Here is a 17,883-nt window from a genome sequence, read left to right on the forward strand (position 1 = left end):
AGAATTTCGCGCACCACGCGGATCGATCTCTGCACGACCGCCACGTGCGCCGCACCGGCTCGAGCCGACGCCGGAGATTCGAGTCTTTCCTCTAATTCACGATTACGACGTGCGATCCGAAAGCCGCCTGCAAGACTGGCCGATGCGCCGTTCCACAGTTCGGGAAACGTTCGGGGTCGGCCGGCTCCGTTCGCGTCCCTGCGCGAATCGGTTCCTGACGAGTCGCTTCCAATGACCACATAGTGCGATCCGACGTACAGCCATTGACACGCAAACGCCATGCATCCGCGCGGCGCGCCCGTCCACGACCGCGCACATTCCGATGCTGCAACGAGCGACGCGTGCGCGGGAGCGACGCGCGTTGCCACGCCTTCGCACCGCGAACCGGTTCCGCTCACCGGCGCCGCCACTCCCGGCGCGCACGGCGCCGCGCATGCACTCATGCGCCCCCGTTGTCAGAACTGACAGCTATGGAAACTGGCAGCTACCCGAACGGCACCGACGCCCTACGCTCGTCACCGCTCGCGGCCCCACAAGGGCCGGGGGTTCCAGTAACGTCGCCTCTCCTAAAAAAGGACTCCCGATGAAAAGGAACGCCTGGTTTGCCCTTCCCCTTCCGTCGCCCCGCCGCCTTGCGTGCGTGGCACCGCTCGTGTTCGCCGCCGCGGCGGCGCACGCGGCGACGGATTGGGTCGATACCCATACGAAGGCCTTTCTGACCGGCCCGCAGTTGATGGCGCGCAGTGCGGCGCCGTCGCTCGAACTCGCGGCCGGCGAGACGACCGACGTCGTCGTCAGCCTGAAGCTGCGCAACGCCGCCCAGCTCAAGCAACTGGCGCGCGACGTGAACCGGCCCGGCAGCGCGCATTACCGCCAGTACCTGACGCACGAGCAGTTCCTCGCGAACTACGCGCCGACCGACGCGCAGGTGAAGTCGGTCGTCGACTATCTGCACAAGAGCGGCTTCGTGAACGTCGAAGTCGCGCCGAACCGGCTGCTGGTTTCCGCGCACGGCACGGCTGGCACGGTGAAGACCGCGTTCAACACGTCGCTCGTGCACTTCCAGTACGCGGGCCGCTCGGGCTTCGCCAACACGTCGACCGCGCAGGTGCCGCGTGCACTCGGCGACGTCGTCGGCTCGGTGCTCGGGCTGCAAAGTGTCGCGCGTGCGCGGCCGATGCTGCGCGTCGGCAACGTGGCGAAGCCGCAGGCGCTCGCGGCCGGCACGGCGACGGGCCACTACCCGAAGGAATTCCCGGGCCTCTACAACGCGACCGGCGTGCCGACCGCGGCCGGCGTGACCGTCGGCATCATCACGATCGGCGGCGTATCGCAGACGCTGCAGGACCTGAAGCAGTTCACGTCGAGCAACGGCTACGGCACGGTCGCGACGCAGACCGTCAAGACCAACGGCACGGGCGGCAGCTACACCGACGACCAGGACGGCCAGGGCGAATGGGATCTCGACAGCCAGTCGATCGTCGGCTCGGCCGGCGGCCAGGTCGGCAAGCTGGTGTTCTACATGGCGGACCTCAACGCCGCCGGCAACACGGGCCTCACGCAGGCGTTCAACCGTGCGGTGTCGGACAACACCGCGAAGGTGATCAACGTCTCGCTCGGCTGGTGCGAAACCGATGCGAACGCGGACGGCACGCTCGACGCCGAGGAACAGATCTTCACGACGGCGGCCGCGCAGGGCCAGACGTTCTCGGTATCGTCCGGCGACGAAGGCGTGTACGAGTGCAACAACCGCGGCTACCCGGACGGCGCGAACTACACGGTGTCGTGGCCGGCTTCGTCGCCGCACGTGCTCGCGATCGGCGGCACGACGCTCTACACGACGTCGGCCGGCGCGTTCTCGAAGGAGACGGTGTGGAACGAAGGGCTCGATTCGAACGGCAAGCTGTGGGCGACGGGCGGGGGCGTCAGCACGATCCTGCCGGCGCCGGCGTGGCAGTCGGGCAGCAACCGTCAACTGCCGGACGTGTCGTTCGACGCCGCGCAGAGCACGGGCGCGTACATCTACAACTACGGCCAGTTGCAGCAGATCGGCGGCACGAGCCTCGCCGCGCCGATCTTCACGGGCTTCTGGGCGCGGCTGCTCGCGGCGAACGGCACGGGCCTCGGCTTCCCTGCCGGCAACTTCTACGCGGACATTCCGGCGAACCCGTCGCTCGTGCGCTATGACGTCGTGTCGGGGAACAACGGCTATCAGGGGTACGGCTACAACGCAGGCACCGGCTGGGATCCGACGACCGGCTTCGGCAGCCTGAACATCGCGAACCTCAACCAGCTGATCAAGTCCGGCGGGTTCTGAGCGATGCATGAAGACCGGCGCGCGGCAATGGTTGCCGTGCGCCGGCTTGGATGGATCGTGCCGTGCCCTACTCCGTCGCCGGTTCCTTTACGCGCTCCGACACGACCGGTGCGCCGGCCCGATGCGACGGCGCGAACAGCCGCAGCCCGCTCGCGACGCTCGCCGCGCCCGCAAAGCCCGCCCCGAGCATCAACGCAAGCGTCGGCCCGTGGCGCCCCGCGATCCCGAACGACAGTGCAACCAGCGCCGCGCCCGTCGCCTGCCCGATCAGCCGCGCGGTCGCGATGATCCCGCTCGCGCCGCCGCTGCGCTCGGGCGGCGCGCTCGACATCAGCGCTTTCAGGTTAGGCGACTGGAAGAAGCCGAAGCCCGCGCCGCACAGCATCATCCGCCAGCCGATATCGACGACGCCCGGCGACACCGGCAGCGCGGCGAGCGACACCATGCCCGCACTCAGCAACGCCAGGCCGATCGCACCGAGCAGCCCGGGCGGATAACGATCCGACAGCCGCCCCGCGATCGGCGCGGCGAGCGCGACGATCGCCGACCACGGCGTCATCAGGAACCCCGTTTCGACCGCGTTGCGATGCAGAACGGTTTCGAAATAGAACGGCAGCGACACGAATGCGAGCCCCTGCGCGGCGAACGCGCACACGGCGGTCAGCGCGGACAGCGTGAACACGGGCCGACGGAACAGGTCGACCGGCAGCATCGGCGCCGGATGCCCGGCATGGCGGCGGATCAGCAGCCAGCCGAACGAGAAGGCTATCGCGGCCGCCGCGAACACGACCGTCAGCGGCCCGCGCTGCGCGAATTCGCCGAGCGCGAAGATCAGCGACGCGAACGTGATCACGTTGAACAGCGCCGCAACCGGATCGAACGCATGCTTGCCGCGCGCCGTCTGCGGCAGCGACGGAATCGCCACGGCGAGCGCGCACACGCCGAGCGGCACGTTCACCGCGAACAGCCACGGCCACGCGGCCACCGACAGGATCAGCGACGCGATCGTCGGCCCCACCGCGAACGACACGCCGACGACGAGCGCGTTGAAACCGACGCCGCGCCCGAGCCGGTGCGCGGGAAACAGGCCGCGGATCAGCGCGACGTTGACGCTCATGATCGCGCTCGCGCCGAAGCCCTGCACGATGCGCGCGGCCGTCAGCGTCGGCAGCGTCGACGCGAGCGAACACCCGAGCGACGCCAGCGTGAACACCGCCAGCCCGGCGACATACACGCGCTTGTGGCCGACGATGTCGCCGAGCGACGCGAACGGCAGCAGCGTCGCGACCATCGCGAGCTGATAGGCATTGATGATCCACACGGACGCGGCCGGCGACGCATGCAGGTCGGCCGCGATGGCGGGCAGCGCGGTGTTCGCGATCGCGGTGTCGAGCGTCGCGAGCGCGACGGCCAGCAGCACGGCGGACATCGCGCGCCAGTTGACGGCCGGCTCGTGCGCGCCGGCGGGGGAAGCGAATTCGGACAAGATGGGCTCGGCTGACGAGCGACGCGCAGCGTCGCGGATTGAGCGGCGCGGCACCGCATCCTCCGTGCAACGGCAACGGAGCGCGCGGCGCCGCGAGCCGTATTGTTGCAGAGCCGCATCGAACGTGCAGGCGGCCGCCTCGTCAGTCGGCAAAATGAAAGCTTCGCCACGCCGCGCCGGGTGCGCGGCATCGTTGAAAACGCAACGATCGGCGGCCTTACGGCCCGCCGAACGGGGCGGCCGGCGCCGCTATTTACGACACCGCACGCCGCGCATTGCGGCCGCGCAGCCATTCGAGCGCGAGCAGCAGGCTCGTCGAGAAGACGATCAGGATCGTCGCGAGCGCGGCGATCGTCGGGCTGATGTTCTCGCGAATGCCCGTAAACATCTGGCGCGGCAGCGTCGTCTGGTCCGCGCCCGCGAGGAACAGCGTGACGACCACTTCGTCGAACGACGTCGCGAATGCGAACAGCGCGCCCGACATCACGCCCGGCGCGATCACCGGCAGCGTCACGCGGAAGAACGTCGTGACCGGATTCGCGCCGAGCGACAGGCTCGCGCGCACGAGATTCTGGTTGAAGCCCTGCAGCGTCGCGGCCACCGTCGTCACGACGAACGGCACGCCGAGCGCCGCGTGCGCGGCGATCAGCCCCGTGTACGTATTCGCGAGCCCGAGCGGCGCGAAGAACAGGTACATGCCGACACCGACCACGACGACCGGCACGATCATCGGCGACAGCAGCACGGCCATCAGCAGCCCCTTGCCGCGGAAGTCGGCCTTCGTCAGGCCGATGGCCGCGAGCGTGCCGAGCACGGTCGCGACGACGGTCGCCGACGGCGCGACGATGAAGCTGTTCTTCGCGGCCATCCGCCACTCGTCCGATGCGATCAGGTTCTCGTACCAGCGTGTGGAGAAACCCGGAATCGGATAGACGAGGAACGTGCTCGACGAGAACGACAGCGGCACGATCGCGAGCACCGGCAGGATCAGGTACAGCAGCGTCAGCACGACGAGCACGCGCAACGCGACGTACCACGCGCGCTCGACGAACGACATGTGCGGCGCGAACAGCGGCCTGGCGAGTTTCATGGTGGGCATCCCCTTCCCGTTTCCCTGTGCCCGGCGCTCAGCCGAGGCTCACGTTGGTGCGCGTGAAGCGCCCGTACACCGCGTACAGCACGAGCGTCGCCGCGAGCAGCAGCCCGCCGAGCGCGCACGCCATGCCCCAGTTGATCGTCACGTTCGTGAAGTACGCGACGTAGTAGCTGACCATCTGGTCGTTCGGCCCGCCGAGCAGCGCGGGCGTGATGTAGTAGCCGATCGCGAGGATGAAGACGAGCAGCGCGCCCGCGCCGACGCCCGGATAGGTCTGCGGCACGTACACGCGCCAGAACGCGGCAAACGGATGGCTGCCGAGCGACACGGCCGCGCGCTGGTAGGTCGGCGGAATCGACTTCATCACGCTGTAGAGCGGCAGGATCATGAACGGCAGCAGGATGTGCGTCATCGAGATGTACACGCCGACGCGGTTGAACAGCAGCGTCAGCGGATGCGAGATCAGCCCGCTGCCGAGCAGCGCCTTGTTGACGAGCCCTTCGCTCTGCAGCAGCACGATCCATGCGGCGACGCGCACGAGCACCGAGGTCCAGAACGGAATCAGCACGAGAATCATCGCGAGGTTCGCGCGCCGCTCCGACAACGTCGAGATCCAGTATGCGAGCGGATAGCCGAGCAGCAGCGCGAACAGCGTGACGGCGATGCCGATCACGAACGTGCGGCCGAAGATCGCGAGGTAGATCGACTGGTCGGGATCGGCCTGCACGATGCGGCCGAAGCCATCCTGCTTGTGATCGAGCGCCGCGAGCAGGTAGAACGGCGACACCTGGCTGCCGTTCTTCGCGATCGCCTGCCAGTACGCAAGCTCGCCCCAGCGCGCATCGAGGTCGATCAGCTTGGCGCGCGTCTGCGCAGGCGTCGGCGCCGCGTCGCCGTCGCCCTTCAGCGGCATCGCACGCGCCGTCTTCGCGACGAGCGAGCGATAGCCGGGAATCTCGGTGTTCAGCCGCCGTGCGAGCGCGCCCATCGCCTCGCTGTCGGCCACCTTGGTCATGTCGGCCGCGAGCGCGACATACGCGGCGTCCGCCGGCGGCGTCTTGCGGTCCCAGCCCGACAACGCGGCGACCGTGTTCGGCAAGGCGGTCGCGATCTCCGGGTTCTGCACCGCGCGCGTGAGCAGCGTGCCGATCGGCACGACGAAAATCAGCAGCAGGAAAATCGCGAGCGGCGCCACCAGCAGCAGCGCCATCGTGCGCTTGCGGGCCTCGGCGGCCTTCAGCTCGCGCTTGAGCGCGGCGGTCGACGGCGAGGAAGGCGCGATCGTCATCGTATTCAACGGTTCTCTCCGGCCGGGCACGTTCCGGCGGAATGCCGCGCGACGCGATCGACGCGTCGCGCGGCCGGTTGCATCACGGCACCCGTGAGGATGCCCGACCGGTTACTTCGTTGCCCACGCGGCGAAGCGCTGTTCGAGCTCGTCGCTGTGGTCGGTCCAGAAGCCGATGTCCTCCAGCACCGCGTTCTTGCCGTTGGCCGGCGAGTTCGGCAGGTTCGCGAGCGTCTTCGCGTCGAGCGACTTGATCGCGGCGATGTTCGCCGGGCCGTACGCGATGTGCTGCGCATACGCCTGCTGCGGCTTCGGCGTCAGCGTGTACGCGATGTACTGCTCGGCGAGCGCCTTGTTCGGCGAGCCCTTCGGAATCGCCCAGTAGTCGAGGTCGTAGATGCTGCCGTTCCACACGACCTTCAGGTTCTTGCCTTCCTTCTGCGCGGCGTCGATGCGGCCGTTGTACGCGGTCGACATCACGACGTCGCCGGCGACGAGGAACTGCGGCGGCTGCGCACCCGCTTCCCACCACTGGATGTACGGCTTCAGCTCGTCGAGCTTCTTGAACGCGCGATCCTGGCCGGCCTTCGTGCCGAGCACCTTGTAGACGTCCTTCGTCGCGACGCCGTCGGCCATCAGCGCGAATTCGAGGTTGTAGCGCGCGCCCTTGCGCATCCCGCGCTTGCCGGGGAATTTCTTCACGTTCCAGAAATCGGCCCAGCCGGTCGGCGCCGACTTCAGCTTGTCCGCGTTGTACGACAGCGCCGTCGACCACACGAAGAAGCCGACGCCGCACACCTGCGGCGATTCCGGGATCAGGTCGGATTTCTTCGCGATCTTCGACCAGTCGAGCTTCTCGTACAGCCCTTCGTCGCAGCCGCGGTTCAGGTCGCCCGATTCGACTTCGACCACGTCCCAGTTGACGTGCTTCGCCTCGACCATCGCCTTCACCTTCGCCTGCTCGCCGTTGTATTCGACGGCCGTGACCTTGTTGCCGGTCGCCTTCTCGAACGGCTGGTTGAATGCGACCTTCTGCGCGTCGCCGTTCGCGCCGCCGAAGTTGACGACCGTGAGCTCGGCAGCCGTGGCCGATGCGCCGAACGCGGCCAGTGCCAGCGCGAGCGCCGTGCGGCGCGCGGTGAAGCTTGCTCGTTTCATGATGGTTCCTCTCCTCTCGTGGTGGAAGTGGGCTTTGTTGTTGACGACGTGCTGCGGAAAACCAGGTAAACCGTGCTCACGCGAATACGCGCAAATGTTCGGGCGAGAACGCAAGCGAGACGGGCGCGCCGGGCGAAAACGCGTCGAGCGCGCCGGTGCCGAGCGGCACCTTCACGAAACATTCGTCCTGGCCGGGCAGCGCGCAGCGCATGCGCACGTGATCGCCGAAATAGATGAGGCTGCGCGCCTCGCCGCTCACGCAATTGGCGGTGCCGTTCGCACCATTCGCGCCGTGCGCCGCGAGGCTCATGCGCTCGGGACGGATGCACGCGACGGCCGCTGCGCCCTCGGCGGCTTCGCCGATATGGCGGCCGACGAGCTTCGTGCCGTCGTCGAGCCGGAATTCGCAGAATTCGCCGTCGACGCGCGCGATGGTGCCGCGCAGCCGGTTGCTGTCGCCGATGAAGTTCGCGACGAATTCGTTGCACGGCGATTCGTACAGGCGGTCGACGGTGTCGAGCTGCTGCACGATGCCCTTGTCGAACACGGCGACGCGGTCGGACATCGTCAACGCCTCGCCCTGGTCGTGCGTCACGTACACGAAAGTCACGCCGAGCTTTTCGTGCAGCGCCTTCAGTTCGTACTGCATGTGTTCGCGCAACTGCTTGTCGAGCGCGCCGAGCGGCTCGTCCATCAGCACCAGCTTCGGCTCGAACACGAGCGCGCGCGCCAGCGCGATGCGCTGCTGCTGGCCGCCCGACAGTTGCGCCGGATAGCGTTTCGCGAAGCGCTCCATCTGCACCATCCTCAGCGCATGCGCGACGCGCTCCGCGCGCTCGGTGGCGGGCAGCTTGCGTACCGTCAACGGATACGCGACGTTCTGCTCGACCGTCAGGTGCGGAAACAGCGCGTAGTTCTGGAACACCATGCCGATGTTGCGCTTGTGCGGCGGCACGTTGTTCAGCAGCTCGCCGTCGAGGCGGATCTCGCCGCCCGTCGGGAATTCGAAGCCGGCGAGCATCATCAGGCAGGTCGTCTTGCCCGAGCCGGACGGCCCGAGCAGCGTCAGGAATTCCCCGCGGCGGATGTCGAGGTCGAGCGATTTGACGACGAGCGTCTCGCCGTCGTAGGTCTTCCGCACGCCGCGAAAGCTGACGATCACATCATCGGACTTCATCGTGCTGTCCCCCTGGCTCCGCGCAATTGATTTTGAGATGCGAGTCACTATACGGCGCGCACGGTTCTACAATAGGGAACCATTTCAATATTCCAAGTAGGACCACTTTGGATACCGTGATCGTCGCCGACTGGCTCTCCGCCCGCATCGACCGCAGCTCGCCCGAACCGATGTACCGGCAACTGCTGCAACTGTTGCAGCAGGCCATCCTGACCGGAGAATTGGGGCCGGGAACAAAGCTGCCGAGTTCGCGCACGCTCGCGGGCGACCTGTCGATCGCGCGCAATACGGTCCTGCATGTGTACGACCAGTTGACGGCCGAAGGCTATGTGCTGACGACGACCGGCAGCGGCACCTACGTGGCCGACACGCGGCCGGACGCCGCCGCGATCCGCGTGCCGGGCGCCGCGCCGTCGTCGGTCGCGGACGAACCGCCGCAGCCCGACGCGCAGGGCAGCCTGTCGATGCGCGGGCGGCAACTGATCGAGCATGCAGGCGTCTCGCGGCGCCAGTGGGGCGCGTTCATGCCAGGGGTGCCGGACGTGTCGGAATTCCCGAGCCGCACGTGGAGCCGCCTGCAGGCGCGGCTGTGGAAGGAGGCCAATCCGGAGCTGCTGACCTATGCGCCGGGCGGCGGCTACCGGCCGCTGCGGCGCGCGCTCGCCGATTACCTGCGCGTCGCGCGCTCGGTCAAATGCTCGCCGGACCAGGTGATCATCACGACGGGCATCCATCAATCGATCGATCTCGCGGTGCGGCTGCTGTCCGACATCGGCGATCGCGCGTGGGTCGAGGAACCCTGCTACTGGGGCGTGCGCAGCGTCCTGCAGGCGGCCGGCCTCACGCTCGCGCCGGTGCCGGTCGACCAGGAAGGGCTCGACCCGCGCGCGAGCGACATGCAGCGTCCGCCGCGGCTCGTGCTCGTCACGCCGTCGCATCAGTACCCGCTCGGGATGGTGATGAGTCTCGCGCGGCGCCGCATGCTGCTCGAATATGCGCGCCAGCACCGCTGCTGGATCATCGAGGACGACTACGACAGCGAATTCCGCTACGGCAGCCGCCCGCTCGCGTCGCTGCAGGGGCTCGACGATGGCGGCCGCGTGATCTACGTCGGCAGTCTCGGCAAGATGCTGTTCCCGGGGCTGCGGATGGGCTACATGGTCGTGCCCGAGCATCTGGTCGACACCTTCCGCACCGGGCTGTCGGAGCTGTATCGCGAAGGCCAGTTGATGCAGCAGGCCGTGCTCGCCGAATTCATCATGGACGGCCATCTCACTTCGCACGTCAGACGAATGCGCACGCTGTACGGCGAGCGCCGGCAACTGATGATCGACGCGATCCGCGCGCGCTTCGGCGACGCGCTGCCGGTGATGGGCGACGAAGCCGGCCTGCATCTGGTGCTCGGCCTGCCCGACGCGTGCGACGATCGCGCCGTCACGCAGAGCGCATTCGACGCGGGCGTGATCGTGCGCCCGCTCACCAGCTACTACAGCAACCTCGACACCGCGCGACAGGGCCTGCTGCTCGGCTATGCATGCGTCGCGCACGAAGGCATCCGCCCCGCGTTCGACACGCTCGCCGATACCATCGAGCACCATCTGCCGCGGGACATCACGCGCGCGGCATGAAGCCCGCCGCATACGGCGACACCCGATTCGTCAATGCGCGCTGCCCGCTCCACGATCGAGCGATGCCGCGCGCACGGCTTCGCCGGGCTTCGTGAACACGCGCTGCCGCAGCGCGGCAATCTGCGCGTCGCGATCCTGCGGCGACAGACCGGCCGATTCGATCTGCGCACGCTGCGCCGCATAATCCGCGTAACGGCTCTGCCACGACGCATCGTCCTGCTGCATCTGCGCGACGCGTGCCGCCGCCTCGGGGCCGAGCGTCTGCGTCAGTTGCGCGCGCATCGCATCGGGCGTCGCGCCGCTCTTCTGCAATTGCGCGATCTGGTCGATCGCGGCGCGCTGCCGGTCCACCCGCTGCTGCGCCGCGCGTTCGTCGGCCGGCATCTGCTGTTCGAGCGCCGCGAGCCGCTCGGCCTTCTGCGCATCCGTCAGTGAGCGATCCTGAACGATCTTCAACCGTGCCAGGTCGTAGCGCTGCCGCCACTGCTCCGCACCGAAGAACGGCTGGCTCCAGTCGCCGAGCGTGCGGTACGCGATCGACGCGCGCTGATCCAGCGCAAGCTGCAACGCGCCCAGGTCCGACTTGTCGGCCGCTCCGGCATCGCGCAACGTCGCGAGCGCATCGAGATACGCGCGATACCGGTGCCACACGTCGAGCGCCTCGACCTGCGCAACCGTGCCGTCGAGTTGCGCGGCGATCTCGCGGACGACGAACGCATCGAGCGCGGACGCGCTCAGGTCGCTCTGCGCACTCAGGCAATAGTCGAAGAAATCGCGCACCGCGCGCGACTTCGCGAGATGCCCGCCCGCATCGAGCGGCAACCGTGGCGCGCTGGAACCGGCGAGCGACGGCGGCAGGCCCGCACTCGCCGGCACGGCGGGATGCGGTGCGGCAGCCGCCACGCCGCCCACCGCTGCCGCCGCCGGCGCATCGCCCGCGGCGCCCGTGCCGCGATGCGATCCCGCACCGCTCCACATCGCGACGCCGGCAACCGCCGCCAGCCCCGCGACACCATAGATCGCCACGCGCCGCGCCAGCGGCGCGCGCCCTTCACGTGCCGCCATCGATCACACGCCCGCGAGCTTCAACCGGTTCGCATGCGTGCGGATCACCGCGACCGGATCTTCCGCATACGCGCCGCGCACGCCGAGCAACTGGTTGATCTCGTCGAGATGGTTCCACTTGTAGCTCGTGCTCAGCACCTTGCCGTACAGCGCGCTGCACTTCGACACGAGCCCGTCGTTCTGGCCCGAGCCGCGATTGATCATCACCGCGCCCGTGCCATACAGCGCGAGCGTCGACAGGTCGAGCGCGTTCGCCGGATCGACGACCGGAAGGGTGCTCGTGTCCGTCGCTCCCGTCACGCCGAGCACGGAAAGCGTCGGCTCGATCGCCGTGCCGGCCCACGAATACAGCAGATGCGTGTTGCCGCCGACGGTTTCCGTCGACGCACCGGTCTGGCAGCTTCCGGGCGCGCCGAGGCCCGCGCTCGGATAGTTCTGGTTGTAGGTGGCGGCTTGCGCGGTGGTCAGCGTCTTCAACGACGCGAGCGCGTCCTGGTTCGTGTTGTGATTGCTGCTCGTCAGGATGCCGAACACATTGACGAATGCAGCGATCACCGTGGACGACAACCCGGTCGGATCGTACGCGAGCACGCCCTGCACGAAATCGGCGAACTCGGAGCCGCGATGCGGCGTGCCGATCGTCGTCACCGACGCGACGAGATCGGGCGCGACGGCCGCGACATAGCGCGACGCCAACCCACCCTGGCTGTGACCGACGAGATTGACCTTGGTCGCGCCGGTCGCGGCGAGCACCGTCTTCACGTACGCCAGCAACTGTTCGCCGCGCCCGTTCGGGCCGTCGTCGCTCTGGAAGCCCGACAGGTTCGCGACGTAGACGGTCGCGCCATGCTGCTGCAGGTCTTCCTGGATGCCGTACCAGTACTCGAGTACGCCCGCATACTTGTCGGTGCCGGTCAGCCCGTGCACGAGAATGATCGGATAGCGCGTCGTCGCATAGTCGTCGACTGGCGCGGTTGCCGCCATCGCCGTGCGCGTCGTCGCGAGCGTCATCAGCGCGGCCGTCCCCGCGAACGGCGCGACGCTCATCGCGCATGCCACTGCCCCTGCCATTACCCTGGAACGCATCGATCTGGCCATGCATGTTCTCCTGATTATTGTGCTGCCGGTGCGAATGACACCGGATCGACACGCATGCCGCATCGCGCGCACCGTGTGTGTCGACTGCGGGAGTGAAGCACGACTCGCGAACGTTTGCGCCCCTACTAGATACGGTTCTCTAATCGGTTGACGCGCACCGCCCGTTCGGGCGGTGCGGCGTTCCGGCAGACGCATGCTGCGATGCACATGCGCGATGCGCGCTAGAGCTTCGCGCTCACGCGCACCCACGCGGTACGCCCCGGCTCCAGCACCGGCGCGTTCGCCGGGTAGCCGAAGCCCGCGTTGCCGGCGAGGTTCAGATGCTCGGTGTAGGCCTTGTCGAGCACGTTGTCGACGCCCACCGAGATCTGCACGGTCTTGCTGAGGTTGTACTGCGTATGCAGCGACAGCACGCCGAATCCGGCGCTCGGGCCGAAGTCCTTGCCGACCACGTTGCCCTCGTTCGGTGCGTAGCGATGCTGCGGCGCAACGATGCGCCACAGGCCGCCCGCCGACCATGCGCCGCGCGTGTATTCGACCCCGATGCGCGCCTCGAGCGGCGGCATCTGCGGCAGCGGATCGCCGCTCGCCACGTTGCGCCCCCATGCATACGCAAGCGACGTCTCGACGCGCAGCGGCGCGACGGGCCGCCACGACACGCCGGCTTCGCCGCCCATGATCTGCGCGTTGACGTTGGTTGCCTGCGTGGTCGGCCCCATCATGCCGGCCGCATAGTTGAACAGGATGAAGTCCTGTACGTAGCCCGCGTACGCCGACACCCATGCATCGAACCGGTCGCTCCTGTATTGCGCGCCGATATCGAGCTGGGTGGTCTTCTCCGGCTGCACCGCCGAGAACGCGTTGACCGAGCCGGCCGGCCCGCGCGTCGCGGAGAACAGTTCCCAGTAGTCCGGATAACGCTCCGCGTGGCCGATCCCCGCGTACCACGTGACGGGCAGCGACGCGAGATCGCGCTCGTAACGCACGAAGCCGCTCGGCAGCACTTTCGTCCGATCGTCGTCGAAGGTCGGGTTCGGCTTGCTCGTCATCATGCCGCGCTGCATCGCACGCTTGTCGCGTGCGCTCGCATAGTCGACGCGCGCGCCGCCGATCACGCGCGATACGTCGCTCGCATACCACGTCAACTCGCCGAACACACCCGCGTTCCACATCGTCGCCTGCGCACCCCACGGCTGGTTGCGGTAGTTCTGCTGCCCCATCGACGCGCGAGAATCGAGCCGGTTCGATTGCGCATCGGCGCCCGTTTCGAGCTTGAAGTCGTCGCCGAAGCGAAACGTCGCGGCCGCACGCGCGCCGACCGTGCGGCGTCGCACTTCCGAGGCCATTCGCATCGGCATGCTGCTCGTCGGGTCGGGTTGCCGCAACGTATAGTTGTCCATCACGTGATCGGCTTCGTTGTAATACACGCGCGCCTCGATCCGGTCGAGCACGTCGCCGAGATGCCGCTTGTCGAACGACAGGCCGAACGTCTCGCGGCGGAAATGCGCGCCGTCCATCCCGCGGCCTGCATAGCGCGCATAGCCGTCGCCGGTGCCGGCGGTCAGCTCGACGCGCGTATGGTCGTCGGGGGTCCAGCCGAGTGCCGCATCGGCGTTCCACTTGTCCCACTGCGACGGCACGGTATTGCCGTTGCCGTCCTCGTAGTCCTGCGAATGCGCGTGGTTCGCGGTCACGCGGCCATAGACGTCCGGCGTGCCGGCGCTCAGGTCGAGATTCTGGTCGTTGCGGCCGAACGACCCGCCGACGAGACTGCCGTCGAAGCGCATGCCGGGGCGCTCGAAACGCGGCGTCACGCGCTCGAACAGCACGGTGCCGGCCGACGCGCCCGGACCGTACAACACGGTCTGCGGCCCCTTCACGACGGTGACCTTGTCGTAGCTTTCCGGCGCGATATACGACGTCGGCGCGTCCATCCGGTTCGGGCACGCGCCGAGCGTCGGCATCCCGTTCGCCAGGATGTTCAGCCGCGACCCGAACATCCCGCGCAGCACGGGGTCGCCGTTCGTGCCGCCGCTGCGGATCGACGTGAAGCCGGGAATCGTCTTCAGGTAATCGGCGCCGTCGCTCGCCGGCAGCGGCTGGCGCGGCGCCTTCGGATCCGTGACGACGACGAGCGGCGTCGACAGCGGCGACGCGACGACTTCGACGGGCGGCAACAGCGTGGCGGCGGCGTCCGCCGTCGCGCCGGCCGCATGCGGGGTGTCGGCCGCGGCGGCGCTCGCGGCCAACGCGCTGGCGGCCAGCGCGGGAACGGTAAGTTTCAGCATGCGCGGCAGCGGTCGCGCACCGGCATTGCGTGACGCACACGGCGCACGCAACTGGAAATTGGTCATGATTGAAAGCCCGAGTGACGCCCTCCACGCGGCCTCGACGGGCCGCACGGATATCGGCGGAAGTAGAAACGGCGGGAAACGCGTCAGGCGCGCTCGGGCGGTGCGCGTGGATAGGCGCGCGGATAGCGGTCGCTGCGCGCCGCGACGGCAGGCGACGCGACGGCGGAAGCGGAAACGACGGAAATGGAGTTGACCGATGCGGCGGCAGGCGCGCCGATGGCTGGGCTATGCGCGAAGAAGCCGCAGTAGCCGCACGCGTCGAGATGCAGTGCATGACCGTGCATGCCGCCCGTATCGGACGAACGATGCGCACCATGCTCGGTACTGCAGACGATCGCATCGGGGGTGGCCGCCTGCGCGATACGCCACTGCGACACCAGCGGCGCCGCGATCGCGATCCAGATCGCGAGCAGGCCAAGCCAGGCAGTCAGGTGACGATGTCGGTGCAGCATGCGCGGCGACGAGTAAGCGGAATGTAAAGGCAGCCGAGATGTTACAGAATGTTCAACGCGGTGAACAGTGCTGGCGAAAGTAAACGAACCGGGGGCGCATGGTTGTCAACGCAACCATGCGCCCCCGTGTGCTGCATGCTCCGGAAACGGGACGATCAGGGCGTCATGCGCCGCAGCACGTCGTCGCGCCGGATGAAGTGATGGTAGAGCGCGGCCAGCGCATGCAGGCCGATCACGAAATAGAACGCGTTGCCGATCAGCTCGTGCGCTTCCTTGATCGTCGGCCGCAGCGCCTTGTCGGGGCCGAACAGCGTGAACGACACGCCGAGCCAGTCGAGCGACACCGGCTTGCCGCCCATGTTGACCATCATGATGCCGAGCAGCGGCTGCGCGATGATGAACACGTAGAGCGCGACATGCGCGAGCTTCGACAGCCAGCGCAGCAGCGCCGCCTGCGGGATCGCTTCCGGCACGCGGCTGACGACCCGCCACAGCACGCGCAGCACCGACAGCACGAGGACGAACGTACCGGCCGTCAGATGCACGTTCATCCAGAACGCACGGCTGTCGCTGCCTTTCGGTCCGCGAATCTCGATGGCCAGGTAGGCCAGCGCGACCAGCACGAAGATGGCCCAGTGGAAGAAGATCGCGGGCGAGCTGTAGCGCGTCTGTTTCGCGAGGATGTTTTTCATGCTTCGTCTCGTGTTGTATTCGGGGAGGGCGCCAGCTGCAACCGGCCGACGCCTGGCAACGCTGTGGCGATTGTAGCCGCATGGGCGTCCGGTTTTGCACGGCGCGATCAAATATCCGACGAATCGTCGACGCGCGCCGCACAAGGCCGCCCTATGGAAAATCCGCATCGCGCACGCAGGCGGCTGTGGCACGATGAAGCTTTGGTGCGACGGCGCGCGGGCATCATGAGCAAAGCGTTCTTCGTTGCGGCCTACCGGCTGATCGCCGCGTTGCTCGCGGTGTCCACCACGCTGCACAGCGTCGCCGACTACTGGCGCCTACCGAATTTCCATCTCGGCAACTATCTCAGCTACTTCACGCAATTGAGCAGCCTCTACGCGGCCGCGATGCTGGCCGCGGGGCTGTGGCGCATCGCGCGCCCCGGCTCGGCCCGCTACGAATCGATGCGCGGCGCGGCGGTGCTGTACGTGCTGATCACCGCGATCGTCTACGAGCTCCTGCTCGCACGGCTCGATGCGCTGCGCCACGTCACGCCGGCGTTCAACAACTGGGTACTGCACCGGATCGTGCCGCTCGTGATGCTGTGCGACTGGCTGTATGTCGAACCGCGCTCGCCGATTCCGCGCCGCAGTGCATTCGCGTGGCTCGGCTTTCCGGTCGTCTATCTCGGCTATACGCTCGTGCGCGGCGCGGTGGAGAACTGGTATCCCTACCCGTTCGTCGATCCGCGGCCGCACGGCTACCTGCCCGTCGCGATCCAGTGTTCGCTGATCGCGTTCGGCGCGGCGGCGCTCGCATTGGGCATTTGCTGGCTCGGCAATCGTGCGACACAGTCTGCCAGCGCGACGCTCAAGGAAGGATGAAGGGGAACGGGTGAAAGAGGTAGGAACGTGTGCGCCACCCGGCGCACACGTGGCGATGCCGGCGATCAGCCGCCGTTGCGCGGCAGGAAGTTCATCGGATCGACAACCTTGCCATTCTGACGGACCTCGAACTCGAACGTCGAACGACCGCTCGCGTCGGTGCCCATTTCGGCGACCGGCTGCCCCTGGCGCACCGCGTCGCCTTCGTTGACGAGCAGCTTGCCGTTGTGCCCGTAAGCCGTGATGAGCCCGTTGTCGTGCTTCAGGATCACGAGCGGACCGTACGCCTTGACGCCGGAGCCGGCGTACACCACGCGCCCGTTTGCCGCGGCCCGCACCGAATGGTCGGGCCCGGATGCGGCGATCACGACGCCGCGCGTCTTGCCGGCCGAGAACGGCGTCGCGACGATGCCCGTGGCCGGCCATGCGAGCGAGCCCGGCTGGGCCGCCGCCGCGGGAGGCTGCCCGTACGAGGCCGCGGCCGGCGGCGGCGCGACCCGCAGCACCTGGCCCGGCGACACGGCGTCGGTGGGCGCCATGTGGTTCCAGCTGGCCACGTCCTGCACGCGCTGCCCGTAGGCGTTCGCGATGCCCGCCAGCGTATCGCCCGGGTTCACGCGGTAATAGCCGGCAATCACGCCCGGCGTCGCAGCCGACGTGGGCGCCGGTTGACGCGTGGGCTGCCAACTGTCGGTCCACGGCGTCATCGTGCAGCCCGCAAGCGCGATGGCCGCGGCAACGAGCGCCGCCTGCGGCAGCCAGCGCGTGAGCGCGTCGTGGATGGGAATAGTTTCTCTCAAGGGTCCTCCCGGATTTGCCGTCGTTGCGCCGCCCACCGCCCCCCGGCAAGCGACGCACGATGTCCGGCCGAACGGCCGGATCAACCAGTATCCGACCGCTGTCGCGGCCGTCAGTTTCCACAGCGGGACGTCGGCGCGAATGAGCTCACCGGCCCCTTTTTCGCGCGTCCCGATCGGCAAAGATACCATTTGTCGCGGTCGAGGCCCCGACAGTTGGCGGATCCGGAAACAATCTTGCGGCGTCGCGCGGGCGCGCCGGCGGGCCGCGAGCCGTGCCAGGCGGGCCGCTCGGCCGGGGCTTCGAAGGTTTCCCTGCGGGGTGCCGTCATCCTCGCCGACCGTATCGGCCCCGTCATATTCTCCGCTTCGATCGCCGCCTATACTCGACGATGCGCAGCGCGATCCAAC

At 68.0% G+C, this 17,883-nt stretch carries 14 protein-coding genes; 3 read left to right on the forward strand and 11 right to left on the reverse strand.

Annotated features, from left to right (window positions below):
- Nucleotides 1-583 precede the first annotated feature (583 nt).
- A complete protein-coding gene (locus WS61_RS15070; RefSeq protein WP_059501170.1) occupies nt 584-2,317 on the forward strand; it encodes a protease pro-enzyme activation domain-containing protein in 1,734 nt (577 codons plus the stop codon).
- A gap of 67 nt (nt 2,318-2,384) precedes the next feature.
- Here the strand turns inward: WS61_RS15070 and WS61_RS15075 are convergent, their stop codons facing one another.
- From WS61_RS15075 to WS61_RS15095, 5 genes are all read right to left on the reverse strand, one after another.
- Nucleotides 2,385-3,803 (reverse strand): MFS transporter, encoded by a 1,419-nt coding sequence (locus tag WS61_RS15075; RefSeq protein WP_095211743.1) that lies wholly within the window; start codon nt 3,801-3,803, stop codon nt 2,385-2,387.
- A 253-nt stretch (nt 3,804-4,056) separates the two neighbouring features.
- A complete protein-coding gene (locus WS61_RS15080) occupies nt 4,057-4,893 on the reverse strand; it encodes an ABC transporter permease (RefSeq protein ID WP_027782591.1) in 837 nt (278 codons plus the stop codon).
- Nucleotides 4,894-4,930: 37 nt separating this feature from the next.
- A complete protein-coding gene (locus tag WS61_RS15085; RefSeq protein WP_059501377.1) occupies nt 4,931-6,187 on the reverse strand; it encodes an ABC transporter permease in 1,257 nt (418 codons plus the stop codon).
- A 111-nt stretch (nt 6,188-6,298) separates the two neighbouring features.
- The gene (locus tag WS61_RS15090) at nt 6,299-7,345 is read right to left on the reverse strand and encodes an ABC transporter substrate-binding protein (RefSeq protein WP_059501171.1); all 1,047 of its coding nucleotides are present in this window, start codon (nt 7,343-7,345) and stop codon (nt 6,299-6,301) included.
- A gap of 76 nt (nt 7,346-7,421) precedes the next feature.
- Nucleotides 7,422-8,522, reverse strand: a complete 1,101-nt coding sequence (locus WS61_RS15095; RefSeq protein WP_059501172.1) for an ABC transporter ATP-binding protein — start codon at nt 8,520-8,522, stop codon at nt 7,422-7,424.
- Nucleotides 8,523-8,629: 107 nt separating this feature from the next.
- Between WS61_RS15095 and WS61_RS15100 the strand changes: the two genes are divergently transcribed.
- Nucleotides 8,630-10,150: a PLP-dependent aminotransferase family protein gene (locus tag WS61_RS15100; RefSeq protein WP_059501173.1), complete on the forward strand. Its 1,521-nt coding sequence runs from the start codon at nt 8,630-8,632 to the stop codon at nt 10,148-10,150.
- A gap of 30 nt (nt 10,151-10,180) precedes the next feature.
- Here WS61_RS15100 and WS61_RS15105 read toward each other — a convergent pair whose 3' ends face one another.
- The 5 genes from WS61_RS15105 to WS61_RS15125 all read right to left on the reverse strand — a co-directional run bounded on the left by WS61_RS15105 (nt 10,181) and on the right by WS61_RS15125 (nt 15,811).
- Entirely contained in the window at nt 10,181-11,215 is a 1,035-nt protein-coding gene (locus WS61_RS15105; RefSeq protein WP_059501174.1) for a lipase secretion chaperone, read from the reverse strand.
- Nucleotides 11,216-11,218: 3 nt separating this feature from the next.
- Nucleotides 11,219-12,313 (reverse strand): triacylglycerol lipase, encoded by a 1,095-nt coding sequence (locus tag WS61_RS15110; protein ID WP_059501175.1) that lies wholly within the window; start codon nt 12,311-12,313, stop codon nt 11,219-11,221.
- 221 nt (nt 12,314-12,534) lie between these two features.
- Nucleotides 12,535-14,667, reverse strand: a complete 2,133-nt coding sequence (locus WS61_RS15115; RefSeq protein ID WP_059501176.1) for a TonB-dependent copper receptor — start codon at nt 14,665-14,667, stop codon at nt 12,535-12,537.
- An 83-nt stretch (nt 14,668-14,750) separates the two neighbouring features.
- The gene (locus WS61_RS15120; protein WP_059501177.1) at nt 14,751-15,119 is read right to left on the reverse strand and encodes a DUF2946 domain-containing protein; all 369 of its coding nucleotides are present in this window, start codon (nt 15,117-15,119) and stop codon (nt 14,751-14,753) included.
- Nucleotides 15,120-15,274: 155 nt separating this feature from the next.
- Nucleotides 15,275-15,811, reverse strand: a complete 537-nt coding sequence (locus tag WS61_RS15125) for a cytochrome b (RefSeq protein ID WP_059501178.1) — start codon at nt 15,809-15,811, stop codon at nt 15,275-15,277.
- Between the two features lie 225 nt (nt 15,812-16,036).
- On the opposite strand from WS61_RS15125, the gene WS61_RS15130 reads away from it, so the two are divergent.
- Entirely contained in the window at nt 16,037-16,675 is a 639-nt protein-coding gene (locus tag WS61_RS15130) for a Pr6Pr family membrane protein (protein ID WP_059501379.1), read from the forward strand.
- Nucleotides 16,676-16,740: 65 nt separating this feature from the next.
- Here WS61_RS15130 and WS61_RS15135 read toward each other — a convergent pair whose 3' ends face one another.
- Nucleotides 16,741-17,475, reverse strand: coding sequence for a peptidoglycan DD-metalloendopeptidase family protein (locus tag WS61_RS15135; protein WP_059501179.1), 735 nt, complete (start codon nt 17,473-17,475; stop codon nt 16,741-16,743).
- Nucleotides 17,476-17,883: the final 408 nt, after the last annotated feature.

The organism is Burkholderia sp. ABCPW 11 (assembly GCF_001523445.1).
Taxonomy (GTDB): domain Bacteria; phylum Pseudomonadota; class Gammaproteobacteria; order Burkholderiales; family Burkholderiaceae; genus Burkholderia.